The organism is Pseudomonas sp. CFBP2511, assembly GCF_030209255.1.
Classification (GTDB): domain Bacteria; phylum Pseudomonadota; class Gammaproteobacteria; order Pseudomonadales; family Pseudomonadaceae; genus Aquipseudomonas; species Aquipseudomonas avellanae.
The window spans coordinates 358,434-383,317 of sequence record NZ_JARVSI010000028.1 but is presented as its reverse complement, the minus strand read 5'-3'; the positions used below and the strand labels follow the sequence as shown (position 1 = coordinate 383,317).

General features: G+C 60.3%; 26 protein-coding genes. 18 read left to right on the top strand and 8 right to left on the bottom strand.

All coding sequences use genetic code 11. The features are described from left to right. Nucleotides 1-3 precede the first annotated feature (3 nt). The 3 genes from QRN38_RS24540 to QRN38_RS24530 all read right to left on the bottom strand — a co-directional run bounded on the left by QRN38_RS24540 (nt 4) and on the right by QRN38_RS24530 (nt 1,459). A complete protein-coding gene (locus QRN38_RS24540) occupies nt 4-417 on the bottom strand; it encodes an SH3 domain-containing protein (RefSeq protein ID WP_057418641.1) in 414 nt (137 codons plus the stop codon). Between the two features lie 144 nt (nt 418-561). Then, entirely contained in the window at nt 562-861 is a 300-nt protein-coding gene (locus QRN38_RS24535; RefSeq protein WP_285362764.1) for a YciI family protein, read from the bottom strand. 1 nt (nt 862) lies between these two features. Then, nucleotides 863-1,459, bottom strand: a complete 597-nt coding sequence (locus QRN38_RS24530) for a septation protein A (RefSeq protein WP_004396551.1) — start codon at nt 1,457-1,459, stop codon at nt 863-865. Nucleotides 1,460-1,524: 65 nt separating this feature from the next. Between QRN38_RS24530 and QRN38_RS24525 the strand changes: the two genes are divergently transcribed. The 8 genes from QRN38_RS24525 (at nt 1,525) to arfB (ending at nt 8,539) form a co-directional block, all read left to right on the top strand. Continuing rightward, nucleotides 1,525-2,388, top strand: coding sequence for a PHP domain-containing protein (locus QRN38_RS24525; RefSeq protein ID WP_005767709.1), 864 nt, complete (start codon nt 1,525-1,527; stop codon nt 2,386-2,388). A 13-nt stretch (nt 2,389-2,401) separates the two neighbouring features. Then, nucleotides 2,402-3,031 carry an L-threonylcarbamoyladenylate synthase gene (locus QRN38_RS24520; RefSeq protein ID WP_004396553.1) on the top strand — a complete coding sequence of 210 codons (630 nt, stop codon included), beginning with the start codon at nt 2,402-2,404 and terminating at the stop codon, nt 3,029-3,031. Further along, nucleotides 3,031-3,849 (top strand): segregation and condensation protein A, encoded by an 819-nt coding sequence (locus tag QRN38_RS24515; RefSeq protein WP_004396554.1) that lies wholly within the window; start codon nt 3,031-3,033, stop codon nt 3,847-3,849. The genes QRN38_RS24520 and QRN38_RS24515 overlap by 1 nt, the downstream gene beginning before the upstream one ends. A 15-nt stretch (nt 3,850-3,864) precedes the next feature. After that, nucleotides 3,865-4,638 carry an SMC-Scp complex subunit ScpB gene (scpB, locus tag QRN38_RS24510; RefSeq protein WP_057418640.1) on the top strand — a complete coding sequence of 258 codons (774 nt, stop codon included), beginning with the start codon at nt 3,865-3,867 and terminating at the stop codon, nt 4,636-4,638. Between the two features lie 172 nt (nt 4,639-4,810). Continuing rightward, nucleotides 4,811-5,002: a DUF1289 domain-containing protein gene (locus QRN38_RS24505; protein WP_005767716.1), complete on the top strand. Its 192-nt coding sequence runs from the start codon at nt 4,811-4,813 to the stop codon at nt 5,000-5,002. Nucleotides 5,003-5,186: 184 nt separating this feature from the next. After that, the gene (gene rluB, locus QRN38_RS24500; protein ID WP_005740614.1) at nt 5,187-6,413 is read left to right on the top strand and encodes a 23S rRNA pseudouridine(2605) synthase RluB; all 1,227 of its coding nucleotides are present in this window, start codon (nt 5,187-5,189) and stop codon (nt 6,411-6,413) included. A gap of 271 nt (nt 6,414-6,684) precedes the next feature. Next, entirely contained in the window at nt 6,685-8,094 is a 1,410-nt protein-coding gene (locus QRN38_RS24495; RefSeq protein WP_057418638.1) for an amino acid permease, read from the top strand. A gap of 31 nt (nt 8,095-8,125) precedes the next feature. After that, nucleotides 8,126-8,539: an alternative ribosome rescue aminoacyl-tRNA hydrolase ArfB gene (gene arfB / locus QRN38_RS24490; RefSeq protein WP_005767723.1), complete on the top strand. Its 414-nt coding sequence runs from the start codon at nt 8,126-8,128 to the stop codon at nt 8,537-8,539. Nucleotides 8,540-8,727: 188 nt separating this feature from the next. Here the strand turns inward: arfB and QRN38_RS24485 are convergent, their stop codons facing one another. From QRN38_RS24485 to phhA, 4 genes are all read right to left on the bottom strand, one after another. Beyond that, nucleotides 8,728-9,927 (bottom strand): MFS transporter, encoded by a 1,200-nt coding sequence (locus QRN38_RS24485; protein WP_044391139.1) that lies wholly within the window; start codon nt 9,925-9,927, stop codon nt 8,728-8,730. 137 nt (nt 9,928-10,064) lie between these two features. Next, complete coding sequence (locus QRN38_RS24480; protein WP_032607107.1) at nt 10,065-10,244, bottom strand: hypothetical protein; 180 nt, start codon at nt 10,242-10,244, stop codon at nt 10,065-10,067. A 451-nt stretch (nt 10,245-10,695) separates the two neighbouring features. Continuing rightward, a complete protein-coding gene (locus QRN38_RS24475; RefSeq protein ID WP_005616592.1) occupies nt 10,696-11,052 on the bottom strand; it encodes a 4a-hydroxytetrahydrobiopterin dehydratase in 357 nt (118 codons plus the stop codon). Nucleotides 11,053-11,086: 34 nt separating this feature from the next. Beyond that, entirely contained in the window at nt 11,087-11,884 is a 798-nt protein-coding gene (gene phhA / locus QRN38_RS24470) for a phenylalanine 4-monooxygenase (RefSeq protein ID WP_057418637.1), read from the bottom strand. A gap of 274 nt (nt 11,885-12,158) precedes the next feature. Between phhA and QRN38_RS24465 the strand changes: the two genes are divergently transcribed. Beyond that, complete coding sequence (locus tag QRN38_RS24465) at nt 12,159-13,724, top strand: sigma-54-dependent transcriptional regulator (RefSeq protein WP_057418636.1); 1,566 nt, start codon at nt 12,159-12,161, stop codon at nt 13,722-13,724. 96 nt (nt 13,725-13,820) lie between these two features. Here QRN38_RS24465 and QRN38_RS24460 read toward each other — a convergent pair whose 3' ends face one another. Further along, on the bottom strand, nt 13,821-14,087 hold the full coding sequence (locus QRN38_RS24460) for a DUF2790 domain-containing protein (protein WP_005740605.1): 267 nt from the start codon (nt 14,085-14,087) through the stop codon (nt 13,821-13,823). 356 nt (nt 14,088-14,443) lie between these two features. Between QRN38_RS24460 and acs the strand changes: the two genes are divergently transcribed. The 9 genes from acs (at nt 14,444) to aruF (ending at nt 24,825) form a co-directional block, all read left to right on the top strand. Next, on the top strand, nt 14,444-16,399 hold the full coding sequence (acs, locus tag QRN38_RS24455; protein ID WP_007245081.1) for an acetate--CoA ligase: 1,956 nt from the start codon (nt 14,444-14,446) through the stop codon (nt 16,397-16,399). A gap of 533 nt (nt 16,400-16,932) precedes the next feature. Beyond that, entirely contained in the window at nt 16,933-17,709 is a 777-nt protein-coding gene (gene aotJ, locus QRN38_RS24450) for an L-arginine-binding protein AotJ (RefSeq protein ID WP_005767735.1), read from the top strand. An 84-nt stretch (nt 17,710-17,793) separates the two neighbouring features. Then, the gene (locus QRN38_RS24445) at nt 17,794-18,483 is read left to right on the top strand and encodes an ABC transporter permease (RefSeq protein WP_005740602.1); all 690 of its coding nucleotides are present in this window, start codon (nt 17,794-17,796) and stop codon (nt 18,481-18,483) included. Further along, complete coding sequence (locus QRN38_RS24440) at nt 18,480-19,178, top strand: ABC transporter permease (protein WP_007245079.1); 699 nt, start codon at nt 18,480-18,482, stop codon at nt 19,176-19,178. Before QRN38_RS24445 ends, QRN38_RS24440 begins: the two co-directional genes overlap by 4 nt. 1 nt (nt 19,179) lies before the next feature. Then, nucleotides 19,180-20,292 carry a succinylglutamate desuccinylase/aspartoacylase family protein gene (locus QRN38_RS24435; protein ID WP_005767739.1) on the top strand — a complete coding sequence of 371 codons (1,113 nt, stop codon included), beginning with the start codon at nt 19,180-19,182 and terminating at the stop codon, nt 20,290-20,292. 22 nt (nt 20,293-20,314) lie between these two features. After that, entirely contained in the window at nt 20,315-21,079 is a 765-nt protein-coding gene (locus tag QRN38_RS24430; protein WP_011103716.1) for an ABC transporter ATP-binding protein, read from the top strand. A 135-nt stretch (nt 21,080-21,214) separates the two neighbouring features. Continuing rightward, nucleotides 21,215-22,207, top strand: a complete 993-nt coding sequence (gene argR / locus QRN38_RS24425) for a transcriptional regulator ArgR (RefSeq protein WP_057418635.1) — start codon at nt 21,215-21,217, stop codon at nt 22,205-22,207. 235 nt (nt 22,208-22,442) lie between these two features. Then, complete coding sequence (locus tag QRN38_RS24420; RefSeq protein ID WP_007245076.1) at nt 22,443-23,660, top strand: aspartate aminotransferase family protein; 1,218 nt, start codon at nt 22,443-22,445, stop codon at nt 23,658-23,660. A gap of 133 nt (nt 23,661-23,793) precedes the next feature. After that, nucleotides 23,794-24,825 carry an arginine/ornithine succinyltransferase subunit alpha gene (aruF, locus tag QRN38_RS24415; RefSeq protein ID WP_005616608.1) on the top strand — a complete coding sequence of 344 codons (1,032 nt, stop codon included), beginning with the start codon at nt 23,794-23,796 and terminating at the stop codon, nt 24,823-24,825. Nucleotides 24,826-24,884: the final 59 nt, after the last annotated feature.

The following is a 24,884-nucleotide window of genomic DNA, read 5'->3' as shown; positions in this document are numbered from 1 at the left end:
CACTCAATTTAGCCACTGCCGACGTTGCCTACGCCAACCGCTGATCAATATACCGCAGAGAAGGGCGAACATCGCAACGCCACCGCCCGCGACGAACCATTGTTGTTGCTCGGTCAGCACGCGCGCAGGTGCGGCCGACAATGCTTCTTTGAGCTGCAACTTGAGCTTTTGGTTCTCTTGGCGCAAGCGCGTCAACAGCGCGGTGTCGCGCTCCGGGTTGGCGTTCTGCAACTGTTGTGTCAGCTCGCCGCGCTGACGCTCGCTGTCTTTGAGGCGCAACTGCAGGTCGGCAATCTGGTTGGCGGGGGTAGGCAGGTGCAAAGGCTGAACTGCACCGGTTTCATTAACCGTCTCGGCGTTTGCCGGCACACCCGTCGCCATCAACACCGCCCACAGACACCACGTACCTGAACGCATCTGAATTCCCTTTTACCGAACCGTATAAATTCGCACATTGAGCAGGTTATCGGCAGGGCGTCGGGAAATATGAGCAAGGGCGGCGCAAGCGACACCGCTCTGCTTCAATGCAAACAGAGCGGTGCAAGGCTTTTGCAGGGGGGATCAGGGCAGGACTTGCTTGAACGGCTTGACTACGACGTTGGCGTAGACGCCAGCTGAGACGTACGGGTCGGCTTCTGCCCAGGTTTTCGCTGCGCTCAAGGATTCGAACTCGGCGACAACCAGGCTGCCGCTGAAACCGGCAGCGCCCGGATCGTTGCTCTCGACCGCCGGGTTTGGGCCGGCCAGTACCAAGCGGCCGGCATCCTTGAGCGTGTTCAGGCGTTCAAGGTGTGCAGGGCGTACACTCAAGCGCTTTTCCAGCGAGTTTTCGACGTCAGTGGCGATGATTGCGTAGAGCATGTCAGTCCTCGGATTTGGGCGTGTTGGGTGTGGTGTCGTGCAGGTGGCGCGACAGGTAGATCCCCTGGCCGACCAGGAAAATCAGGGTCATGCCCAGACTGCCGAACACTTTGAAGTCGACCCAGAATTCCTGATAAGTGAACGCCACGTACAGGTTGGCCGCGCCGCAGAACAGGAAGAAGATGATCCAGGCGATATTCAGCCGGGTCCAGATGGCCGCCGGCAAGGTCAGGGCATGGCCCATGATGCGCTGGATAAGCGGGCGGTCGCCGATGAAGTGACTGCCGGCAAAGGCCACGGCAAACAGCCAGTTGACCACCGGGGCCTTCCACTTCAGGAAGGTTTCGCTGTGAAAAGCCAGCGTCAGGCTGCCGAACACCAGGCAGGCGACCAGCGTCAGCCATTGGCTCTTTTCCAGCTTGCGCTGTTTGATGTAAAGAATGCCGTAGACCACCACCGAACTGATGATGAGCATGGCCGTTGCGCTGAATATGCCACCGAACGTGTAACTGTTGCCGAGGATATCCACGGCACGCGGCTCGGTTTTGTAGACAATGAAAAACAGGAGCAGCGGGATGAAGTCGATGAATTGTTTCACAATGGCAGCCAGAAGCAGGATGTGGCGGCATAATAACAAACATCAATGAACACGAAAGCACCACTATGAATGTTGACCTGCATTGCCACAGCACCGCCTCCGACGGGGCACTCTCGCCCACGGCGCTGGTTGCCCGTGCTCATGAATACGGCGTGCGCGTCCTTTCGCTGACCGACCACGACACCCTCGAAGGGCTTGAAGAGGCCCGTACAGCGGCGCATTCACTGGGCATGCAGCTGGTCAACGGGGTCGAGCTGTCCTGCACCTGGGGTGGCGCGACCATTCATGTACTGGGCTACGGGTTCGACACCCAGGCCCCGGCATTGACCGAAGCCATCGCCCGTCTGCATGAAGGACGCTGGCTGCGCGCTGAAGAAATCAGCCGTAAATTGGCGATCAAAGGTATGCCTGGCGCGCTGGAAGGTGCCCGGGCCATCCAGCAGGCGCTGGGTGACAGCGGCAATGCGCCCGCGCGTCCGCACTTCGCCGACTTCATGGTGCGCGCCGGTTTCGTCAAGGATCGCGCCGAAGCGTTTCGCAAATGGCTGGGGGCGGGCAAGCTGGGCGATGTCAAGCAGCACTGGCCGACGCTGGAAGACACCGTGGCCACGTTGCGTGCCTCGGGCGCATGGGTCAGCCTCGCGCATCCTTCGCATTATGACTTTACCCGCAGTAAACGGCGTAAACTGGTCGGCGATTTCGTCCAGGCCGGTGGGCATGCCATCGAAGTGGTCAATGGCATGCAACCTGCCGATCAGGTCGGCACCCTGGCCATCCTTGCCCGCGAGTTCGGTCTGTTGGTTTCGGCCGGCAGCGACTTCCACGGTCCCGGCAACTGGGGCGAGATCGGCACTTACCGTCCGGTGCCTGAGGATCTACCGCCTTTATGGTGCAGATTCAAACATGAACAGCCTACTGCCGCCGTCTGAACAGGAAGTTACCGTGAGTCAATTTTTCCAGGTCCATCCGGAAAACCCGCAGCCGCGCCTGATCAAACAGGCCGCGGAAATCATAAAAGCCGGCGGGCTGGTGGTCTACCCGACAGATTCCTCCTACGCGCTGGGTTGCCAGATCGGCGACAAGAGCGCCATCGAGCGTATCCGCCGCCTGCGCCAGCTGGACGACAAACACAACTTCACCCTGATGTGCTGCGACCTGTCGCAACTGGGGCTGTTTGCCAAGGTCGACACCGGCGCGTTCCGCGCGCTCAAGGCGCACACGCCAGGGCCTTACACCTTTATTCTCAACGCCACCCGAGAAGTGCCGCGCCTGATTTTGCACCCCAAGCGCCGCACCATCGGCCTGCGTGTGCCGAGCCACCCCATCGCCCAGGCGTTGCTGGAGCAACTGGGCGAACCGCTGATGAGCGTCAGCCTGATCATGCCGGGTGACACCGTGCCGCTCAGCGATCCCTACGAAATGCGCCAGATTCTCGAACATCACGTGGACCTGATCATCGATGGCGGGATCGGCGGTATTTCGGCGTCCACCGTGATCAACCTGTCCGAGGGCGAGCCGCAGATCGTTCGTGTCGGTTGTGGTGACCCAACCCCGTTCGGTGACCGCGCTTAATGACTGTCGTCGAGGCCGCAGACAGTCAGGCCGATGCCCAGCAGGAATTGCCGTTCGCGCTGGTCTACGGGCGTGCGGTCACGCAGATGCCGCTGGACCTGTACATTCCGCCGGATGCGCTCGAGGTTTTTCTCGAAGCGTTCGAGGGACCGCTCGACCTGCTGCTGTACCTGATTCGCAAACAGAACATCGACATCCTCGACATCCCGGTGGCCGAAATCACCAAGCAGTACATGGGCTACGTCGAGTTGATGAAAACCGTGCGCCTGGAGCTAGCGGCTGAATACCTGGTGATGGCCGCGATGCTGGCCGAGATCAAGTCGCGCATGCTTCTGCCGCGCTCGGCGGAAATCGAAGAGGAGGAGGGCGACCCACGTGCCGAACTGATTCGCCGCCTGCAGGAATACGAGCGTTTCAAGGCCGCCGCCGAAGGGATCGACGGCCTGAAACGGGTCGGCCGCGACGTCATCGTGCCGAAACTCGACGCCCCTGAAGCTCGTGCGCGCAAGCTGTTGCCGGACGTCAGCCTTGAAGAGGTGCTGATGTCCATGGCCGAAGTGCTGCACCGCGGCGACATGTTCGAAAGCCATCAGGTCAGCCGCGAGGCGTTGTCGACGCGCGAGCGCATGAGCGACGTCCTGGAACGTCTCAAGGGCGGCGGTTTCGTGCCGTTTGCCGAGCTGTTTACCGCAGAAGAAGGGCGTCTGGGTGTGGTCGTGACATTTATGGCTGTGCTTGAGCTGGTCAAGGAATCCCTTGTCGAGCTGGTCCAAAACGAGCCCTTTGCGGCGATCCATGTCCGGGCGCGAGCCGAGTAGAGCAAGAACACACCCATGAACCTCAACGAACCCCGCGAACTGGCCCCGTTGCTTGAAGCGTTTCTGCTGGCCTCCGGAAAACCGCAGACTCTGGAGCGGCTTTACGAGCTGTTTGAAGAAGGCGAGCGTCCCGAGCCACCGGTGTTCAAGAAGGCGCTGGAAGTGCTGCGCAAATCCTGCGAGGGGCGTGCGTTTGAACTCAAGGAAGTCGCTTCGGGTTATCGCCTGCAGATTCGTGACCGGTTTTCACCCTGGGTCGGACGGCTGTGGGAAGAGCGGCCGCAGCGTTACTCCCGCGCCATGCTGGAAACCCTGGCCTTGATTGCTTATCGCCAGCCGATCACCCGTGGCGAAATCGAAGACGTGCGCGGCGTTGCGGTGAACAGCCACATCGTCAAGACCTTGCTGGAGCGCGAGTGGATCCGCGTGGTGGGTTACCGCGACGTGCCTGGCAAACCGGCGATGTTTGCCACCACCAAGGGGTTTCTGGACCACTTCAACCTCAAAAGCCTCGACGAACTGCCGCCGCTGGCTGACCTGCGCGAGATGGAAACCGAGCCCGTCCTGGATTTCGAAGACGCCCCGGTGCCTGCGCACCTGCAAGCCCTGGCCGACGCCAGCCTCGACCCTAACGCAGAACCCGAAGCCCCTCGCGACGAAACCAGCTTCCGCACCTTGTTGGTCGAACTGGACTCGATGGAACAAGGCCTCAAGACCGACTTCGACGACCTGCTGCGCGCGGAGCCTGAGCCTGAGGAAGGCGATGAGGAGAAAGGCTCCGGGGCCTGATGATTATTGCTCCCACGCTCCGCGTGGTAGCGCTTTTCTGGACGCTTTCCCATGCCAGAGCGTGCGGAACGATAATCAGAACTATCGTGCACAATGCCCAGCGCACTTCGGTCGAATTCATCCGCCACGCCACGGTCACATCTGTTACCACCCGCCAAGAGATCCGCTGCCCATGAGTTCGACCAAGAACCCCTGCATCAGCCTGTGCAAATTCGATGATGACATTTGCCTGGGTTGCGGTCGCAGCAAGCGTGAAATCAAGGCCTGGAAGAAGCTCGACAAGGACGACAAACGCACGGTGCTTGACGAGTCCGCCAAGCGGCTGGCGAAGCTCAAGACCGCCGGTCGCAAAAAGAAGAAGTGACGCCGGCATTTGTCTCTGACGCTGGATGCGTAAATCAGCGCAGAGGCGTATGATGGCCGACCCTCGGCGATCAGTGGTCGCCCGGGCTATCAAGTATTTCGCCTTGCCGCTATCCACAGCGCGCCGGGCACAGGTCTCACCGGTTCTCGGTCAGCCCTGATTCGACACACCGGGAGGTGCCCAGATGAGTGAAAAAGACAAGCAGGACAGCCAGGAAATCGGACCCGCAGGCGAAAAGCTGCAGAAGGTTCTGGCGCGCATTGGCGTGGGTTCACGCCGTGACGTAGAGGCCTGGATTACCCAGGGCCGTATCAAGGTCAATGGCAAGGACGCGACCCTCGGTCAGCGCGTTGACCTGCATGACGCCATCAGTGTCGATGGTCGCGTCATCAAGCGCGAAGAAGCGGCTGAAACAGTCCGTCGCGTCATCATGTACAACAAGCCCGATGGCGAAATCTGCACCCGTGACGACCCGGAAGGCCGTCCGACCGTGTTCGATCGTCTGCCGCGTCCTAAAGAAGGTCGCTGGATCAACATCGGTCGTCTCGACATCAACACCACCGGGCTGCTGATGTTCACCACCGACGGTGAACTCGCCAACCGCCTGATGCACCCCTCGTTCGAAATGGACCGGGAATACGCGGTTCGTGTGCGTGGCGAAGTCGATGACGACATGCTGCTGCGCCTCAAGAACGGCGTGATCCTCGAAGACGGGCCTGCCCGTTTTACCGACATCAAGCAGGCGCCGGGCGGCGAAGGCTTCAACCACTGGTACCACTGCGTGGTGATGGAAGGCCGTAACCGCGAAGTACGTCGCCTGTGGGAATCCCAGGGGCTGGTGGTCAGCCGTCTGAAGCGTGTGCGTTACGGGCCGGTGTTCCTCAACTCCGACCTGCCGATGGGCCGCTGGCGCGAAATGAGCCAGTACGAAGTCGACATTCTGTCTGCCGAAGTCGGTCTGCAACCTGTGGCTCAGCCGCAGATGAACGCCAAGACCAAGGACAAGATGGAGCGTCTGCAACGTCAATCCTCGCGCCCGCTGGGCAAAGGCGAGCGCGTTGTTCGTACGCTGCGTCCTGCGGCTGGCGCTCCGGCGACCGGCGATCGTACGCCGCGTCAGCCGCAGATCACCGGCAGCGAGCGTGATCGTCCGCGTGGCGGCGACTCTACTCAGCGTCCTGCGCGCAAGGACTCGGGCAAGCCCGGTTCGCGTGCACCGCGTCCGGCTGACAACAGCCGTGGCACACCGGTCGCCGAGCGTCCGAGCGACATGAACAAGCGTCCGGCCAAGCCTGGGCCCAAGCGTGTCGGCATCAAGCTGGTGAACGATGATGCGCCGTCAGGCAAGCGTCGCGGTCCACCGGCAGGCTCGGGCCAGCGCCCTGGCTTCGGTCGTCGCAAGCCTGAGTGATGACGTGGTGTGAATAAGCAGCAACGCCAGTCCATGAGGCTGGCGTTGTTGTTTCTGGCCGTGTGAAAAACGTTGTCACACAGCCCTTTGGCATCCATTTCCCTGTTTTGAGTCTCGACCTGTATGCAGGTGTACAATGCTGCGCTTTTTTCTGTGAATCACTGCTGTTCAACACTCAGGGCCACTCGCTCGGAGTGCTGCAATTCTGCCGCGTCACGAGCGCGTCAGGTCCTTTTCTGTCACAGAACAAGAACAATCAGGTGGCTATCGAATGAGTGAAACAACTGCACCCTCGGGCGAATTGAAACGTGGTCTGAAGAATCGGCATATCCAGCTGATCGCTCTGGGCGGCGCAATCGGCACGGGCTTGTTTCTCGGGTCGGCGGGCGTGCTGAAATCAGCCGGGCCTTCGATGATTCTCGGTTATGCGATCTGTGGCTTCATCGCCTTCATGATCATGCGCCAGCTCGGCGAGATGATTGTCGAAGAGCCGGTGGCCGGGTCGTTCAGCCATTTTGCGCACAACTACTGGGGCGGTTTCGCCGGGTTTCTGTCGGGCTGGAACTGCTGGCTGCTGTACATCCTGGTGGGTATGTCGGAGCTGACCGCGGTCGGCAAATACATTCACTACTGGTTGCCGCACATCCCGAGCTGGGTGTCGGCAGCGGTTTTCTTCGTGTTGATCAACGCCATCAACCTGACCAACGTCAAGGTGTTCGGCGAGACCGAGTTCTGGTTTGCGATCATCAAGGTGGTGGCGATCATCGGCATGATCGCGCTGGGCAGCTACATGCTGGTCAGCGGCAGCGGTGGCCCGCAGGCATCGGTCAGCAACCTCTGGGAGCATGGCGGATTCTTCCCCAATGGCGTCAGCGGTTTGGTGATGGCGTTGGCGATCATCATGTTCTCGTTCGGCGGCCTGGAAATGCTCGGTTTTACCGCTGCCGAGGCCGAACAGCCGAAGACAGTGATCCCCAAGGCGATCAATCAGGTCATCTACCGCATCCTGATTTTCTACATCGGCGCGCTGGTGGTGCTGTTGTCGCTGACGCCGTGGGACAGCCTGCTGGCCAGCCTCAATGCCTCGGGTGATTCCTACAGCGGCAGCCCGTTTGTGCAGGTGTTCTCGATGCTCGGCAGCGATGCGGCGGCGCATATCCTCAATTTTGTGGTACTGACCGCAGCGCTGTCGGTCTACAACAGCGGCACCTATTGCAACAGCCGCATGCTGGTGGGCATGGCCGAGCAGGGCGATGCGCCCAAGCTGCTGGCGCAGGTCGATAAACGTGGCGTGCCGGTCAAGGCGATTTTCGCGTCCGCCGCCGTGACGCTGGTGGCCGTGCTGCTCAACTACTTCGTGCCGCAACAGGCGCTGGAGTTGCTGATGTCACTGGTGGTGGCCACGCTGGTCATCAACTGGGCAATGATCAGCTACTCGCACCTGAAATTCCGCCAGCACATGAATCGCACCGGGCAGGTGCCGCTGTTCAAGGCGCTGTGGTATCCGTATGGCAACTACGTTTGCCTGGCGTTTGTGGTGTTCATTCTCTGCATCATGCTGATGATCCCCGGTATCCAGATCTCGGTTTACGCGATACCGGTCTGGCTGGCGGTGATGTGGGTGTGTTACCGAGCCAAAAACAGGCGTAGCGTTGTCGTGAATGCCGAGACTGGCAAATAACCGTGCCTGTTGCAGAAAAGAAGATGCCCCGATGCTGGTGATTTCCAACAATGTTCATTTGCCGGACGCCGAGATCGAGTTGACTGCCATTCGCGCACAGGGTGCGGGTGGGCAGAACGTCAACAAGGTCTCCAGCGCCATGCACTTGCGGTTCGACATCAACGCCTCGTCGTTGCCGCCGTTCTATAAAGAGCGGTTGCTGGCGCTGAATGACAGCCGGATTACCAGCGATGGCGTGATCGTGCTCAAGGCCCAGCAGTACCGCACCCAGGAGCAGAACCGCGCCGATGCGTTACTGCGCCTGAGCGAGCTGATCGTCAATGCCGCCAAAGTCGAAAAGAAACGCCGCCCCACACGACCGACTTTGGGGTCCAAGACCCGAAGGCTGGAGTCCAAGAGCAAGCGCGGCTCGATCAAGGCCGGGCGCGGGAAAGTGGATTTTTGAGTACGACTGGCCCTTCAAGATCGGACGCAGAGCGTCCAGAACGGCATTACCACGCTGGAGCGCGGGAACCATAATCGTAACTATCGTGCGGCGCTCCGCGTCGCATGCCTTTCTGGACGCTCCGCGTCCTCTTTGCGACGCAGAGCGTTACCACGCTAAAGTGCGGAAACTATGACCAGAACCGATCATCACTGGCGCAACGCCTGCGCCTGCTTGTACAGGTAAACGCTCAGCCCCAGCCCGGTAAGTGACGCCAGCGCCGCGAACAGAAAGATCGAGACAAAGCCAAAGCCGGCGGCAATCGCGCCTGCCAGTGGGCCGGTGATGCCCAATGACAGGTCGATGAACAGTGAATAAGCGCCCACCGCCGCCCCGCGACTGGAGGCCGGGACCAGATTCACCGCTTCGACGCCCAGCGCCGGGAACACCAGCGAGAAGCCGAAGCCAGTCAAGGCTGCACCGGCCAGCGCCAGGCCGGGCGTCGGCGCCATCCACAGCAATAGTAGCCCCAGCGTCTCTACCGACAGGCAGACAATCGCCACCCGAAAGCCGCCCAGGCGGTTGATCAGGTTGCCGAACAACAGGCGTGCAGCGATAAAACTGCCACCAAACAGGGTCAGGCACAGCGCTGCGTTCGGCCAGTGATTGCTCGCGTAATACAGGGTAATGAAGGTTGCGATGGTGCCGAAACCGATACCGCCCAGCGCCAGGCCCATGCCGTGCGGAAACACCCGCCCCAGCACATGCATGAACGGCAGTCGTTCACCGTGCACAATCGGCGCGGCTTCCTTGTGCCAGGTCAGGTACAGGCCCAGCGCGCACAGCAGCATGATGCTCACGCCCACTGTCCACAATCCGAGTGAGTCGACCATCCACACGCCCAGTGGTGCGCCGATGGCCAGTGCGCCATAGCTGGCGATGCCGTTCCAGGAAATCACCTTGGCAGTGTTCTGCGCGCCGACCCGGCCGATACCCCAGCCAATCGAGCCGGAGCCTACCAGGCTTTCCGCGCTGCCGAGGATCACCCGGCCAATCAGCAGAATTACCAGGCTCGCCATTGGCCAGGCGTCCAGCCAGACCGGCACCAGCATGAACACACCGCTCAGCCCGCAGCCGGTCAGGCCGATCTGTACGGCTTTCTTGCTGCCCAGATTGTCGATGATGCGGCTCGCCCACGGCCGGCTGATCAGCGTCGCCAGATACTGCACGCTGATCACCAGGCCTGCGATCACCGCGCCGAAGCCCAGGTCGCTGTGGACATAACCGGGCAGGACGGCGAGCGGAATACCGATATTCAGGTAGCCGATGAACGTGAACATGACGATGGAGACGACGGTCAGGGTGACAGCCATCGGCGTTTGCGGCGTGGTGTGCTGTGTCTGGGGCATGGGGCAGGCTTTCGTTCTGTGCAGGCGTGGCTTTCGAGCGGGCAGGGAAAACCCTTAGCAAGCTCTCGAAGTGCTCATCATACCGACGCATCTGGCGATGCAGGTGCAACAGATTGAAATAAACGGCGAAAGAAGGGCTATTTGTTCGCTGGGGCTACAAGCTGGGTTGTCACAAGGGCGGCAAGTGCGTTTTCCTGGGTGCCGAAGCGGGCGAGCAGGGCGCTTTGTTTTTCCGGGCTGAGACGTGACCAGATTTCGATCATTTTCTCGGCAGTGCCGATCAGGGCATTGGCCTGGGTTTCGCTGAAGTCACTCATAACGTCTGTGTCTGCCTGTTGCTGGTTTTCCAGGCGTATTGAAAATCGGCAAGACCGTTTTTCGATACGCCTGAAAACAATCGCCTTCAGTCTTTGCTTCCGGCTTTCTGGCTGTCTTGAGCCGAGGGTGCTGCTTTCATTGCGACAGGTTGCCCCAACTCTTGTTGAGCCAGAGTCGACTGCTGTGGTTCCTGTTGGCCTGGTGGGAAGTTAGGGATTTCATGCATCGTCGTCGCTCCTCGCAAGGGGTTGCAGATAGAACCGTGCTTTTTAAAAAGCCTGCGCAGGATACCCCACTGAAAATGACAATCAGGATATTTTTTTACCCTCAATGGTCATTCTGCGAAACAAAATCGGCTTTTTACTGTCTTTGGACCTCGCCTTGCGAGGCAGCGGACCGCGTTATTGTTCATTGCGACGCCCCGCAAACGCGGCCCGTTTCCCCGGTTTTTTATTTGCGACCTTCGGCCTTTGCCGCTACTTCATCGGTGCGCGCCGCCATGATGAAATCGTTGCGGTGCAGCCCTTTGATCGAGTGGCTCCACCAGGTAACGGTTACTTTGCCCCACTCGGTCAGCAGGCCAGGATGATGGCCTTCGGCCTCGGCAATTTCGCCCACCGCATTGGTGAACGCCAGGGCGAATTTGAAATTCTTGAACAGAAACACTTTTTCCAGCTGCATCACGCTGTCGCGTACTTCGATGTTCCAGTCCGGGATCTGCCTGAGCAGTTCCGGCAGTTCGGCTTCACTGACTTGCGGGGCGCCGGCGCTGCAGGCTTCGCAGTGGGCTTGATTCAATGTGCTCATAAACAGGGTGTCCTTTTCAGATGCCTGGCCGCAGTCAGGCCGCGTGGCTTTTGGTTTTAGGGGGAAACTTGGGCGCGTGCAAGCCCATCTGCATACCGTGTTCGACCATCGCCATGATGTCCTCGCCGGCCAGATCGAACAGACGCTTGAGGTCAGGCAGGACAAAATACAGTGGCTGCAGAATATCGATGCGGTACGGCGTACGCATTGCTTCAAGCGGGTCGAACGGCTGATGTTCGGGGGCCGACGACAGGCTGTATACCGCCTCCTTGGGCGAAGAAAGAATGCCACCGCCGTAGATTCTCCGCCCGTGTGGTGTGTCGACCAGGCCGAATTCAATGGTCATCCAGTACAGCCGGGCGAGGTAAACCCGTTGTTCCTTGTTCGCGCTGAGGCCAAGTTTGCCGTAAGTGTGGGTAAATTCGGCGAACCAAGGGTTGGTCAGCAGCGGGCAGTGACCGAATATCTCGTGAAAAATGTCCGGTTCCTGCAGGTAATCCAGTTCTTGCTCGGTGCGAATAAACGTCGCCACCGGAAAACGCTTGCTGGCCAGCAGCTCGAAAAATGTCTGAAAGGGGATCAGCGCTGGCACCCTTTCAACCTGCCAGCCGGTGGTCGCACCGAGCACCTTGTTGATGTCGCCCAACTGCGGAATGCGATCGTGGGGCAGGGCCAACTGCTCGATGCCGTCCAGATATTCCTGGCAGGCGCGGCCTTCGATGATCTTCATCTGCCGAGTGATCAGCGTGTTCCATACCGCATGCTCGACCGCCGGATAGTCAATGAAGCCCGAAGCGTCCGGTTCGCGTGCCACGTAGTGCGTCTGGGCCATGCTGATCTCCTCGAAAGACTGTTGTTTTTATAGCGCCTGACGACAGCAATAACCCGGTTTTGCGGGGCAGTCAGTGGACGAGAACTGCAGGCATCCGCCGTTAGCTCGCCATTCCGTAACGAAAACTTTACGAAATCTTTATTTCGGCCTCGAATCAAGCGCCGGGCTAACTCGCGCAATGCCGTTGTGTAACGTATTGTTGACGGCAAAGTTTGTCATGTTCAAAAAAACTTGCCGCTTAAAAACCAATGACGTTCACAGGAACAGACCACTCATGCGCATCAAGGTCCACTGCCAGAACCGCATCGGCATTCTTCGTGACATCCTCGATCTGCTGGTCGCCTATGGCGTCAACGTGGCTCGCGGTGAAGTGGGCGGCGAGCACGGTGACGCGATCTATCTGTTTTGCCCGAACCTGATCAACCTGCAGTTTCAGGCGTTGCGTCCGAAATTCGAGGCGATCACCGGCGTGTTCGGCGTCAAGCGCGTCGGGTTGATGCCCAGCGAGCGGCGGCACATGGAACTCAATGCCTTGCTCGGCGCGCTGGATTTTCCGGTGTTGTCCATCGACATGGCCGGCGCCATCGTTGCCGCCAACCGCGCCGCTGCGCAGTTGCTGGGGGTGCGGGTCGATGAAGTGCCGGGGATTGCGTTGTCGCGGTATGCCGAGGACTTCGATCTGCCCGCGCTGGTGCGTTCCAGTCAGTCGCGCATCAACGGCCTGCGGGTCAAGGTGCGCGGTGACGTGTTTCTCGCCGACATCGCGCCGCTGCAGTCCGAACACGACGACAGCGAGGCCATGGCCGGCGCCGTGCTGACCCTGCACCGCGCGGACCGGGTCGGCGAGCGTATCTATCATGTGCGCAAGCAGGAATTGCGCGGTTTCGACAGTATCTTTCAGAGCTCGAAGGTCATGGCTGCGGTGGTCCGCGAAGCACGGCGCATGGCACCGCTGGACGCGCCGTTGCTGATCGAAGGCGAAACCGGCACCGGCAAGGAGCTGCTGGCCCGCGCCTGCCACCTCGCCAGCCCGCGCGGCCAGTCACCCTTGATGGCCCTCAATTGTGCCGGGCTCTCGGAGTCCATGGCCGAAATCGAACTGTTCGGCTACGAGCCCGGCGCGTTCGAGGGTGCGCGGGTTGAAGGTCGGCTGGGGCTGGTGGAGTTGACGGCGGGCGGCACGTTGTTTCTGGATGGCGTAGGTGAGCTGAGTGCGCGCATGCAGGCCAAGCTGCTGCGCTTCATTCAGGACGGCAGCTTTCGCCGGGTCGGCAGTGACGAAGACATGTTTCTCGATGTGCGGGTGATGTGTTCGACGCAGGTCGACCTCTCGCAGCTGTGCGCCAGAGGCGAATTCCGTCAGGACCTCTACCATCGCCTCAATGTGCTGTCGCTGCACATCCCGCCGCTGCGCGATTGTCTGGACGGCCTTGAGCCGCTGGTGGAGCACTTTCTCGATCACGCCAGCCGACAGATTGGCTGCGCGTTGCCACGCATGACGCCTGCGGCGCTCAAGCGTTTGAGTCAATACCATTGGCCCGGCAATGTCCGGCAACTGGAAAACGTATTGTTTCAGGCCGTTTCGCTGTGTGACGGCGGCAAGGTGCAGGCCGAGCATATTCGATTGCCCGATTACGGCGTGCGCCAAGGCTTGAGCGAGGTGTCGCTGGAGGGCGGGCTGGACGCGATTGTCGGCCGTTTTGAACGGTCGGTTCTGGAGCAGTTATATGCGCAATACCCCAGCAGTCGTCAGTTAGGTAAACGCCTGGGTGTATCGCATACAACCATTGCCAACAAGTTACGCGACTATCAAATAAGCAAGGAGGCAAAAACGGATTAACAAATGGTCAGTCCAACACCCGGCAATCAACGCACGGCTAGCGCCTCGCCGTTGAAGCTGCGAGGCGTCGTACCTGCGTGACAGCGGCACGGACAATCAACCGTTGCTGCAGCCGTTGCCCATCACCTGATAACTCATGGTGTGCCGCGCGCCCTGCGAGTCTTCGTAGACCATGCGTGCCGGCACCACTTCGCAGACGCTGGGGATCTGGCTGATGGAAATGACCCGGGCGATGTCCAGGTGAGTGCCGTAGGTGTACTGCTCGACACGCGCTTGTTGAGCAGCCACTTTGGTTTGCGATTCTTCGGCCATGGCCAGGCTGCTGACACCGCAAAGTGCCAATGCCACTAATAAAGCTTTCATTGTGTTTTACCTTTTTGAGCGTGAGAGCGGCCGCATCACGTTTTTCGACGTTATGTGCAAGCGCTGTCTGATAGTTGAAGCGAGCTGCGTGGGGGCAGCGGATGTTTGCCTTGTTGGCCAAATGGATTCTAGGCGCGTCGTGATGCGACATATATAAAGACTTTGGATAAGCGCTTTCATCAAAACGGTAATAATCCTGAGGGCAGCTCCAAGTTATTAGCTGCAAGCCGCAAGCTTGCAGCTGGCTAGCTTGAAGCTCCGGCCCCGCCCGGTAATACCAATGTCGAATGGCTCCCCCGGGTAGGGCGGGATACAACGGGTGCATAAAACAACAACTATCCACCGAGGTAACCAAGATGAGTGCAGCTTCCCTGTACCCCGTCCGCCCAGAAGTCGCAGCGACTACGCTGACGGATGAGGCGACCTACAAGGCCATGTACCAGCAGTCGGTGGTCAACCCGGATGGTTTCTGGCGTGAGCAGGCGCAGCGCCTCGACTGGATCAAGCCGTTTAGCGTGGTCAAGCAGACCTCGTTCGACGACCATCGCGTCGACATCAAATGGTTTGCCGATGGCACGTTGAACGTTGCCTACAACTGCCTGGACCGTCACCTGGCCGAGCGCGGCGACACCATCGCCATCATCTGGGAAGGCGACGACCCTTCCGAGCACCGCGAAATCACCTACCGCGAGCTGCACGAAGAAGTCTGCAAATTCGCCAACGCCCTGCGCGGCCAGGACGTGCACCGTGGCGACGTTGTCACCATCTATATGCCAATGATCCCCGAGGCTGTGGTCGCCATGCTGGCGTGCGCCCGGATCGGTGCGATTCACTCGGTGGTGTTCGGCGGTTTCTCGCCGGAAGCACTGGCGGGGCGCATCATCGATTGCAGCTCCAAGGTGGTGATCACGGCCGACGAAGGCCTGCGTGGCGGTAAAAAAACCGCGCTCAAGGCCAACGTCGACCGCGCCCTGACCAACCCGGAAACCAGCAGCGTGCAGAAGGTGATCGTCTGCAAGCGCACCGGCGGCGAGATCGAGTGGAACCGCCACCGCGACATCTGGTATCACGCGCTGCTTGAAGTGGCGTCCAGCACCTGCGCACCCAAAGAGATGGGCGCGGAAGAATCGCTGTTTATCCTTTACACCTCGGGCTCGACCGGCAAACCCAAAGGCGTGCTGCACACCACGGCGGGCTACCTGCTCTACGCCGCGCTCACCCACGAGCGCGTGTTCGACTACAAGCCGGGCGAAATCTACTGGTGCACGGCCGATGTTGGCTGGGTCACCGGGCACAGTTACATCGTCTATGGCCCGCTGGCCAATGGCGCGACCACGCTGCTGTTTGAAGGTGTGCCGAACTACCCGGACATCACTCGCGTGTCGAAGATCATCGACAAGCACAAGGTCAACATCCTTTACACCGCGCCCACCGCGATTCGCGCCATGATGGCTGAAGGCACCAAGTCCGTCGAAGGCGCGGACGGTTCCAGCCTGCGCCTGTTGGGTTCGGTGGGCGAGCCGATCAATCCGGAAGCCTGGGGCTGGTACTACAACACCGTCGGCAAGCAGAACTGCCCGATTGTCGACACCTGGTGGCAGACCGAAACCGGCGGCATCCTGATCAGCCCGCTGCCAGGTGCAACAGCGCTGAAACCGGGCTCGGCCACACGGCCGTTCTTCGGCGTGATTCCGGCACTGGTGGACAATCTGGGTAACCTCATCGAGGGCGCGGCCGAGGGCAATCTGGTGATTCTCGATTCCTGGCCGGGTCAGTCGCGCACCCTGTACGGCGACCATGACCGTTTTGTCGACACCTACTTCAAGACCTTCCGGGGCATGTATTTCACCGGTGACGGTGCCCGTCGCGATGAAGACGGCTACTACTGGATCACCGGGCGCGTGGACGATGTGCTCAACGTATCCGGCCACCGGATGGGCACGGCTGAAATCGAGAGCGCGATGGTTGCACACCCTAAAGTCGCGGAAGCCGCCGTGGTCGGCGTACCGCACGATCTGAAAGGGCAGGGCATTTACGTCTACGTTACCCTCAATGCTGGCGAAGAGCCGAGCGATGCGCTGCGCACCGAACTGCGCAACTGGGTGCGCAAGGAAATCGGCCCGATTGCCTCGCCGGACTTCATCCAGTGGGCACCCGGCCTGCCGAAAACCCGTTCGGGCAAGATCATGCGCCGCATCCTGCGCAAGATCGCCACCGCTGAGTACGACGCGCTGGGCGATATCTCCACCCTGGCCGATCCAGGCGTGGTGCAGCACCTGATCGAAACGCACAAGAGCATGAGCGCGGCCTGACCGATCGATGAGTGAAGGCGCCCCGTCCGGTGCAAGCCGGGCGGGGCGTTTTTGTTTTCGGTGCTGATGGCTGGTGATGAAACGGGATATATATCGGGTTGTTACGGGATTACACGTTGTTGCAGGGCCGTGCTTCGTTGTGGGACGTTGCGGGTTTTTTTGTAGGAAGGCGCGACGCGTCAGTGCGTTTCACCCGTCATGTGTAACGCTGGGCTTGCCGGATTAGAAGGCTTTGCCAATAATGGGCGCGCTTTTTGCTGTAGTCACAGGTTAGGCCTGATCTGATGGATCAGTAGAAATATGCTCCGTCAATAGCGTAGAGTGGCTTTTCAGGCGCTTCTGTAACTAGTTGTCGCATTGAAGAAATATCGACTTCGAGCCTGTCGTTAAAATGCCCCTCATTCGCCGAAGGCCGATGACCCGCCAATCCGGTGTCACGCATCAGGCGTCGCTCTCCCCCGAGATTGTCCTTTCGCACAGTGGGCACCTGCTCACTCTGCCACTTGTCGTGCTTTACCGATGGAGTTCTGAAAATGAAAAAGCTCATGCTTATTGGCGCGCTGGCGTTGTCCGTGCTTGCCCAGCCGACATTCGCTGACGAAAAACCACTGAAAATCGGTATCGAAGCGGCGTATCCTCCGTTCGCGTCCAAGGCACCGGACGGCAGCATCGTCGGTTTCGACTACGACATCGGCAATGCACTGTGTGAAGAAATGAAAGCCAAGTGCACGTGGGTCGAGCAAGAGTTCGACGGCCTGATCCCGGCGCTCAAAGTACGCAAGATCGACGCGATCCTGTCGTCGATGTCGATCACCGACGACCGCAAGAAGTCCGTGGATTTCACCGGCAAGTATTATAATTCCCCGGCGCGCCTGGTGATGAAGGACGGCGTGACCGTCAGCGACAGCCTTGCCGAGCTCAAAGGCAAGAAGATCGGCGTACAGCGCGGTTCGATCCACGAGCGTTTCGCCCGTGAAGTCCTCGCCCCTAAAGGCGTTGAAGTGACCCCGTACGGTTCGCAGAACGAAATCTACCTGGACATCGGTGCGGGTCGTCTGGACGGCACCATCGCTGACGCCACGCTGCTGCAGGATGGCTTCCTGAAAACCGACTCCGGCAAGGGCTTTGCCTTTGTGGGCCCGGCGTTCACTGACCCGGATTACTTCGGCGACGGCATCGGCATCGCCGTGCGCAAGGGTGACAAGGCCAACCTCGATCGCCTCAATGCTGCCATTGCCGCGATCCGCGCCAACGGCAAGTACAAGGCCATTCAGGACAAGTATTTCGACTTCGATATCTACGGCAAGTAAGTCTTCGTACCGACTCTGATCAATGGCGCAAACAGAATTGCCTGGGTTGCGCCATTTTTATTCCACGCTTGAGGACCGCACATCATGTTGAAAGGTTACGGGGCTGTCATCCTCGAAGGTGCCTGGCTGACGTTGCAGCTGGCCCTGTCGTCGATGGCTCTGGCGATCGTTCTCGGTCTGATCGGCGTGGCGCTGCGTCTGTCGCCGGTGCGCTGGATTGCCTGGCTGGGCGATCTGTACAGCACCGTGGTGCGCGGCATTCCCGATCTGGTGCTGATCCTGCTGATTTTCTACGGCGGTCAGGACCTGCTCAACCGCGTGGCACCGCTCTTGGGTTTCGATGACTACATCGACCTTGATCCATTGCTGGCAGGCATCTGCACGCTGGGCTTCATCTTCGGGGCCTACCTCTCGGAAACCTTTCGTGGCGCGTTCATGGCCATCCCCAAAGGGCAGGCCGAGGCGGGCATGGCGTATGGCCTGAGCAGCGGCAAGGTGTTCTTCCGCATTCTGGTGCCGCAGATGATTCGTCTGGCGATACCCGGTTTCACCAACAACTGGCTGGTACTGACCAAGGCCACCGCGCTGATTTCCGTGGTCGGCCTGCAAGACATGATGTTCAAGGCCAAGCAGGCGGCCGATGCCACCCGCGAACCCTTTACCTTCTTCCTGGCGGTTGCGGCGATGTACCTGGTGATCACCAGTGTTTCGCTGCTCGCTTTGCGTTATCTGGAAAAACGCTACTCGGTAGGCGTCAGGGCGGCTGACCTATGATCTTCGACTACAACGTGATCTGGGACAGCCTGCCGCTGTACTTTGGCGGTCTGCTGACCACCCTCAAATTGCTGGCGATCTCCCTCGCTTTCGGGCTGCTCGCGGCGCTGCCTCTGGGCCTGATGCGGGTCTCGAAAAACCCGTGGGTGAACATGCCGGCCTGGCTGTACACCTACGTGATTCGCGGCACGCCGATGCTGGTGCAGTTGTTTCTGATCTACTACGGCCTGGCTCAGTTTGCGGCGGTGCGCGAGAGCTTTTTGTGGCCGTGGCTGTCCAGCGCAACCTTCTGCGCCTGCCTGGCCTTCGCTATCAATACCAGCGCCTACACGGCCGAGATCATTGCCGGCAGCCTCAAGGCCACGCCGGCCGGCGAAATCGAGGCGGCGCGGGCCATGGGCATGTCGAAGGTGAAAATGTATCGGCGCATTCTGCTGCCGTCGGCCTTGCGCCGGGCACTGCCGCAGTACAGCAACGAGGTGATCATGATGCTGCAGACCACCAGTCTGGCCTCTATCGTCACCCTGATCGACATCACCGGCGCGGCACGCACCGTCAACGCACAGTTCTACCTGCCTTTCGAGGCCTACGTCACCGCAGGCGTTTTCTATCTATGCCTGACATTCATTCTGGTGCGGCTGTTCAAGATCGCCGAACGCCGCTGGCTGGGCTATCTCGCCCCACGGAAGGTCTGAAATGCAAAGAATCGATCATGTATTGCCGTGGAGCACCCTCGGCACCGAACGCACGCTCAGTGTCTTTCGCTTCGGCACCGGTGAGCGCAAAGCCTACATTCAGGCCAGCCTGCACGCTGACGAGCTGCCTGGCATGCGCACCGCCTGGGAGCTGAAAAAACGCCTGACCCAGCTGGAACAGCAGGGCGCGCTGAAGGGCGTCATCGAACTGGTGCCGGTCGCCAACCCGCTGGGCCTGGGGCAGCTGCTGCAAGGCGCGCACCAGGGGCGTTTCGAGTTCGGCAGCGGCAAGAACTTCAACCGCGACTTCACCGAGCTGAGCGAGCCGGTCGCCCAATTGCTGGAAGGTCAGCTGGGCGATGACCCGCGTGCCAATATCCATTTGATTCGTCAGGCGATGACCACTGCGCTGGAAAGCCTGCCCGCAGCGCAATCCGAGTTGCAGGGCATGCAGCGCATTTTGCTCAGGCACGCCTGCATCGCCGATGTGGTGCTTGACCTGCATTGCGATGCCGACGCCGCGCTGCACATGTATGCCTTGCCGCAACACTGGCCGCAGTGGCGTTCGCTGTCGGCGCACCTGAATGTTCAGGTGGCACTGCTGGCCGAGGATTCCGGCGGCAGCTCGTTCGATGAAGCCTGCTCGCTGCCGTGGTTGCGTCTGTCACGGGCCTTCCCGCAGGCACAGATTCCATTGGCCTGCCTGTCAACCACTATCGAACTGGGTGGTCAGGCCGACACTGGCAAGCCCCAGGCCGAAGCGCACGCAGAGGGCATTCTGGCGTTTCTGGCCGAGCAGGGTCTGATCAGTGGCGACTGGCCGCAGCCTGCGCACGAAGCCTGCGAAGGCATGCCGTTCGAAGGCACTGAATTGCTCTATGCGCCGCATCCTGGCGTGGTGACGTTCCTGCGCGCCGCAGGCGACAGGGTCGAAGTCGGCGATCCGCTGTTCGAGGTCATCGACCCGCTGTCCGATCAGGTCAGCACCATTTGCGCGAATACTGCCGGGGTGTTGTTCGCCATCGAGCGGCTTCGTTACGCTCAACCCGGTTTCTGGCTGGCCAAAGTGGCGGGGCGTACCGCGCTGCGTCATGGGCGTCTGCTCAGTGATTGACCGTTCTGTGGAAACCCAAAGCATGAACAAACTGGAAGTCCAGGATCTGCACAAGCGCTATGGCAGTCACGAAGTGATCAAGGGCGTTTCCCTGACCGCGAAGGCTGGCGATGTCATCAGTATCATCGGCTCCAGCGGCTCGGGCAAAAGCACCTTTCTGCGCTGCATCAACCTGCTCGAACAGCCCCATGCCGGCAAGATCCTGCTCAACAACGAAGAGTTGAAGCTGGTGCCGAACAAGGACGGCGGCCTCAAGGCGGCCGATGCCAAACAGTTGCAGCGCATGCGCTCGCGGCTGTCGATGGTGTTTCAGCACTTCAACCTGTGGTCACACATGACGGCGCTGCAAAACATCATCGAAGCGCCGGTTCACGTGCTGGGCGTTTCGAAAAAGGAAGCGCTGGAAAAGGCCGAGTATTATTTGGCCAAGGTCGGGGTGGCGCACCGCAAGGACGCTTACCCAGGGCACATGTCCGGTGGCGAGCAGCAACGTGTGGCGATTGCCCGCGCGCTGGCCATGGAGCCCGAGGTGATGCTGTTCGATGAGCCGACTTCTGCGCTGGACCCGGAGCTGGTTGGCGATGTGCTCAAGGTTATGCAGGGCCTGGCCCAGGAAGGCCGGACCATGGTAGTGGTGACTCACGAAATGGGCTTTGCCCGGGAAGTCTCCAACCAGTTGGTGTTTCTGCATCAGGGTGTGGTGCTGGAGCGTGGCGACCCACGCGAAGTGCTGGCCAATCCGCAGACCGAGCGCTTGCAGCAGTTTTTGTCCGGCAGCCTCAAGTGACGATCGGCATCGCATGGCGATGCCTTTTTACAGCAGAACAGGGCATGCTGCGCGACGCGTGACATGACCTGGATGTTCCAGATCGAGCCTTGTTTCAAGGCTTGGCTTTTGCGGCAATACGTATCGGATGTCCCAATGACTGCCCATCGAATAGGTTTCCTCGTCTGGCCTGGCACCAAAGCCATGACCCTGGCACTTGCCGAGGAAGCTTTGCGTGTTGCCCAGCGCGTGCACCCTGAAGTGGTCTACGAATTGTCGTTTCTGCAGGCCGAGCTTGCCGAGCCCGCAGCGGTTGCCGGCGGCTGGCAATTGCCGGGCGAGCCGTGGACCGGGCGGCTGGAAGGGTTGCAGAAGCTGTTTTTGCTGGCCGATGAACCACCTGCGGTCGTGGCACCTGCGCTGGGCAGCGCGCTCAAGCAACTGGTGCGTGCCGGTTGTTCGATTGGCGGGCTGTCGGCGGGCGTTTACCCGCTTGCGCAATTGGGCCTGCTGGATGGCTATCGCGCCGCCGTGCACTGGCGCTGGCAGGACGATTTCGCCGAGCGTTTCCCGAAAGTCATCGCCACCAGCCATCTGTTTGACTGGGATCGCGACCGCTTGACCGCCTGTGGCGGTATGTCGGTGCTCGACCTGTTGCTGGCGGTGTTGTCCCGCGATCATGGCGCGGAACTGGCCGGGGCGGTTTCCGAAGAACTGGTGGTCGAGCGCATTCGCGAAGGCGGCGAGCGTCAGCGCATTCCGCTGCAGAACCGTCTGGGTTCCAGCCATCCGAAGCTGACCCAGGCGGTGCTGTTGATGGAAGCCAACATTGAAGAGCCACTGACCACCGACGAAATCGCCCAGCACGTGTGCGTGTCACGCCGCCAACTGGAGCGCATCTTCAAGCAATACCTCAATCGTGTGCCCAGTCAGTACTACCTGGAACTGCGCCTGAACAAGGCCCGCCAGATGCTGATGCAGACCAGCAAATCGATCATTCAGATCGGCCTGTCCTGCGGATTCTCGTCGGGGCCGCACTTCTCCAGCGCCTACCGCAACTTCTTCGGCGCCACGCCGCGTGAAGACCGCAACCAGCGACGCAGCAGCAGCCCGTTCGAGCTTTCGCCGGTGCCTGCCGAGCGCGGTTGATCTCGTTGCCACAACGGATGCGTTGCCTGGGTAGCGCGGGTCCAGACACCCGCGCTCAATCTGTTTAAACTGCGCCTTTGTGACGCAATATGTCGCATTGCCGAAAACCTTGAAAAAACCCGGTTTTGCGCTGTAACAAGTTGTCGCCTGGCGGCAAGGCCGAACACCATTCAGTCCTTACAATCTTTCCATCGCTCGCCAGTTTCAGGCAGGCGTTCCTCATCAGGAGACTCCGATGTCCGTTGAGCATGCTGCGGTGCAACGCGCCGATTTCGACCAGGTAATGGTCCCCAATTACGCCCCGGCCGGGTTCATTCCTGTGCGTGGTGCGGGCTCCCGCGTCTGGGATCAGGCGGGGCGCGAACTGGTGGACTTCTCGGGCGGGATCGCCGTCAACGTATTGGGCCACTGCCACCCGGCGCTGGTCGGTGCCTTGACCGAGCAGGCCAATAACCTCTGGCATGTGTCCAACGTGTTCACCAACGAGCCGACCCTGCGTCTGGCGAAAAAACTGGTGGACTCGACCTTCGCCGAGCGCGTGTTCTTCTGTAACTCGGGCGCCGAAGCCAACGAAGCTGCCTTCAAGCTGGCGCGCCGTGTGGCGCACGACCTGTACGGCCCCGAGAAGTACGAAATCATCGCGGCGGTAAACAGCTTCCACGGCCGTACCCTGTTCACCGTGAGCGTCGGCGGCCAGCCGAAATACTCCGATGGTTTCGGGCCGAAAATCACCGGCATCAGCCACGTGCCTTACAACGACCTTGAAGCCTTGAAAGCGGCTGTGACCGACAAGACCTGCGCCGTGGTGCTGGAGCCTATTCAGGGCGAAGGCGGTGTTTTGCCGGGCGAGCTCGACTACCTGCAAGGCGCACGCAAACTGTGTGACGAGCACAACGCGCTGCTGGTATTCGACGAAGTGCAGAGCGGCATGGGCCGTAGTGGCCATCTGTTTGCGTACATGCATTACGGCGTGACCCCGGACATCCTTTCCAGCGCCAAAAGCATTGGCGGCGGTTTCCCGCTGGCGGCCATGCTGACCACTGAAAAGCTCGCCAAGCACTTCGCAGTCGGTGTGCACGGCACCACGTACGGCGGCAACCCGCTGGCCTGCGCGGTGGGCGAGGCGGTGATCGATGTCATCAACACCCCTCAAGTGCTGGCTGGCGTGCAACGCAAGCATCAACAATTCAAGACCCGCCTGGAAAGCATTGGCCAGCAATATGGTGTGTTCACCGAAGTGCGCGGCTTGGGTTTGCTGATCGGTTGCGTGCTGTCCGATGCCTGGAAAGGCAAAGCCAAGGACATCTTCAACGCCGCCGAAGCCCAGGATCTGATGATTCTGCAGGCCGGCCCCGACGTGATTCGTTTCGCGCCAAGCCTGGTGATCGAAGACGCAGACATCGAAGAAGGCTTGAACCGCTTCGAGCGCGCCATTGCCAAGCTGACGTCCTGATCCATCCGCTGTATTCCGGTGCTTGCCCGATCGGCAAGCACCGGACACTTTCCTGTGCCCTGCGGCCTGATGCCGCCTGGCGCACTTATCAGTGCCGGCCGCAGAGGCCGGTCGATCTACAAGGAGTGGCACCATGCTGGTGATGCGCCCTGCGCAAATGGCTGATCTGGCCGAGGTTCAACGCCTCGCCGCCGACAGCCCTATCGGTGTCACGTCCTTGCCCGACGATGCTGGCCGCCTGACCGACAAGATCGGCTCGTCGGAGGCCTCATTCGCCGCCGAGGTCAGCTTCAACGGTGAAGAAACCTACTTCTTCGTCCTCGAAGACAGCGAGAGCGGCAAGCTGGTGGGCTGCTCGGGCATCGTCGCCTCGGCGGGCTACTCCGAGCCGTTCTACAGCTTTCGCAACGAAACCTTCGTACATGCCTCTCGCGAACTGAAAATCCACAACAAGATCCACGTGCTCTCCCAGTGCCACGACCTGACTGGCAACAGCCTGCTGACCAGCTTCTACGTGGTCCCGGAGCTGGTGGGCACGTCCTGGTCGGAGCTCAACTCGCGTGGCCGTCTGCTGTTTGTCGCCAGCCACCCCGAGCGCTTCGCTGATTCAGTGGTCACCGAAATCGTCGGTTACAGCGACGAGCAGGGCGATTCGCCGTTCTGGGACGCCATCGGGCGCAACTTCTTCGACCTCAACTATGCCGCTGCCGAGCGTCTGTGCGGGCTGAAAAGCCGGACGTTCCTCGCCGAGCTGATGCCGCATTACCCGATCTACGTGCCATTGCTGCCCGACGCTGCGCAAGAGGCTATGGGCCAGGTGCATCCGCGTGCGCAGATCACCTTCGACATCCTGATGCGCGAAGGTTTTGAAACCGATCATTACATCGACATCTTCGACGGTGGCCCGACCCTGCACGCCAAAGTGTCCGGCATCCGCTCCATCGCGCAGAGCCGTCTGGTACCGGTCAAGGTCGAGACAGCGCACAGCAGCGACGTGGGCAAGGGCGGGCGTCTGTATCTGGTTGCCAATGGTCTGCTGCAGGATTACCGCGCGGTGTTGCTGGAACTCGACTGGGCACCCGGCCGGCCGGTGGTGCTGAGCCTGCAGGCCGCCGACGCGCTGGGTGTGGGTGAAGGTGCCAGTGTGCGCATCGTCGCGGTCTGAGCCGGACGTTCGATTGCGGATTAGCCCGTTTCAAGGCTCTCGATGAGCCGCTGAGGAGA

What these genes read in the sequence shown, in the direction of transcription:
- QRN38_RS24505 (WP_005767716.1), top strand. Translation starts at nt 4,811, where the DNA reads ATGAGTTCGACCAAGAACCCCTGCATCAGCCTGTGCAAATTCGATGAT.
- QRN38_RS24460 (WP_005740605.1), bottom strand. Translation starts at nt 14,087, where the DNA reads ATGAAAGCTTTATTAGTGGCATTGGCACTTTGCGGTGTCAGCAGCCTG.
- QRN38_RS24465 (WP_057418636.1), top strand. Translation starts at nt 12,159, where the DNA reads ATGCGCATCAAGGTCCACTGCCAGAACCGCATCGGCATTCTTCGTGAC.
- aotJ (WP_005767735.1), top strand. Translation starts at nt 16,933, where the DNA reads ATGAAAAAGCTCATGCTTATTGGCGCGCTGGCGTTGTCCGTGCTTGCC.
- phhA (WP_057418637.1), bottom strand. Translation starts at nt 11,884, where the DNA reads ATGGCCCAGACGCACTACGTGGCACGCGAACCGGACGCTTCGGGCTTC.
- QRN38_RS24440 (WP_007245079.1), top strand. Translation starts at nt 18,480, where the DNA reads ATGATCTTCGACTACAACGTGATCTGGGACAGCCTGCCGCTGTACTTT.
- QRN38_RS24485 (WP_044391139.1), bottom strand. Translation starts at nt 9,927, where the DNA reads ATGCCCCAGACACAGCACACCACGCCGCAAACGCCGATGGCTGTCACC.
- QRN38_RS24515 (WP_004396554.1), top strand. Translation starts at nt 3,031, where the DNA reads ATGACTGTCGTCGAGGCCGCAGACAGTCAGGCCGATGCCCAGCAGGAA.
- QRN38_RS24535 (WP_285362764.1), bottom strand. Translation starts at nt 861, where the DNA reads ATGCTCTACGCAATCATCGCCACTGACGTCGAAAACTCGCTGGAAAAG.
- rluB (WP_005740614.1), top strand. Translation starts at nt 5,187, where the DNA reads ATGAGTGAAAAAGACAAGCAGGACAGCCAGGAAATCGGACCCGCAGGC.
- QRN38_RS24495 (WP_057418638.1), top strand. Translation starts at nt 6,685, where the DNA reads ATGAGTGAAACAACTGCACCCTCGGGCGAATTGAAACGTGGTCTGAAG.
- QRN38_RS24435 (WP_005767739.1), top strand. Translation starts at nt 19,180, where the DNA reads ATGCAAAGAATCGATCATGTATTGCCGTGGAGCACCCTCGGCACCGAA.
- scpB (WP_057418640.1), top strand. Translation starts at nt 3,865, where the DNA reads ATGAACCTCAACGAACCCCGCGAACTGGCCCCGTTGCTTGAAGCGTTT.
- arfB (WP_005767723.1), top strand. Translation starts at nt 8,126, where the DNA reads ATGCTGGTGATTTCCAACAATGTTCATTTGCCGGACGCCGAGATCGAG.
- QRN38_RS24525 (WP_005767709.1), top strand. Translation starts at nt 1,525, where the DNA reads ATGAATGTTGACCTGCATTGCCACAGCACCGCCTCCGACGGGGCACTC.
- QRN38_RS24420 (WP_007245076.1), top strand. Translation starts at nt 22,443, where the DNA reads ATGTCCGTTGAGCATGCTGCGGTGCAACGCGCCGATTTCGACCAGGTA.
- aruF (WP_005616608.1), top strand. Translation starts at nt 23,794, where the DNA reads ATGCTGGTGATGCGCCCTGCGCAAATGGCTGATCTGGCCGAGGTTCAA.
- QRN38_RS24480 (WP_032607107.1), bottom strand. Translation starts at nt 10,244, where the DNA reads ATGAGTGACTTCAGCGAAACCCAGGCCAATGCCCTGATCGGCACTGCC.
- QRN38_RS24475 (WP_005616592.1), bottom strand. Translation starts at nt 11,052, where the DNA reads ATGAGCACATTGAATCAAGCCCACTGCGAAGCCTGCAGCGCCGGCGCC.
- QRN38_RS24445 (WP_005740602.1), top strand. Translation starts at nt 17,794, where the DNA reads ATGTTGAAAGGTTACGGGGCTGTCATCCTCGAAGGTGCCTGGCTGACG.
- acs (WP_007245081.1), top strand. Translation starts at nt 14,444, where the DNA reads ATGAGTGCAGCTTCCCTGTACCCCGTCCGCCCAGAAGTCGCAGCGACT.
- argR (WP_057418635.1), top strand. Translation starts at nt 21,215, where the DNA reads ATGACTGCCCATCGAATAGGTTTCCTCGTCTGGCCTGGCACCAAAGCC.
- QRN38_RS24540 (WP_057418641.1), bottom strand. Translation starts at nt 417, where the DNA reads ATGCGTTCAGGTACGTGGTGTCTGTGGGCGGTGTTGATGGCGACGGGT.
- QRN38_RS24430 (WP_011103716.1), top strand. Translation starts at nt 20,315, where the DNA reads ATGAACAAACTGGAAGTCCAGGATCTGCACAAGCGCTATGGCAGTCAC.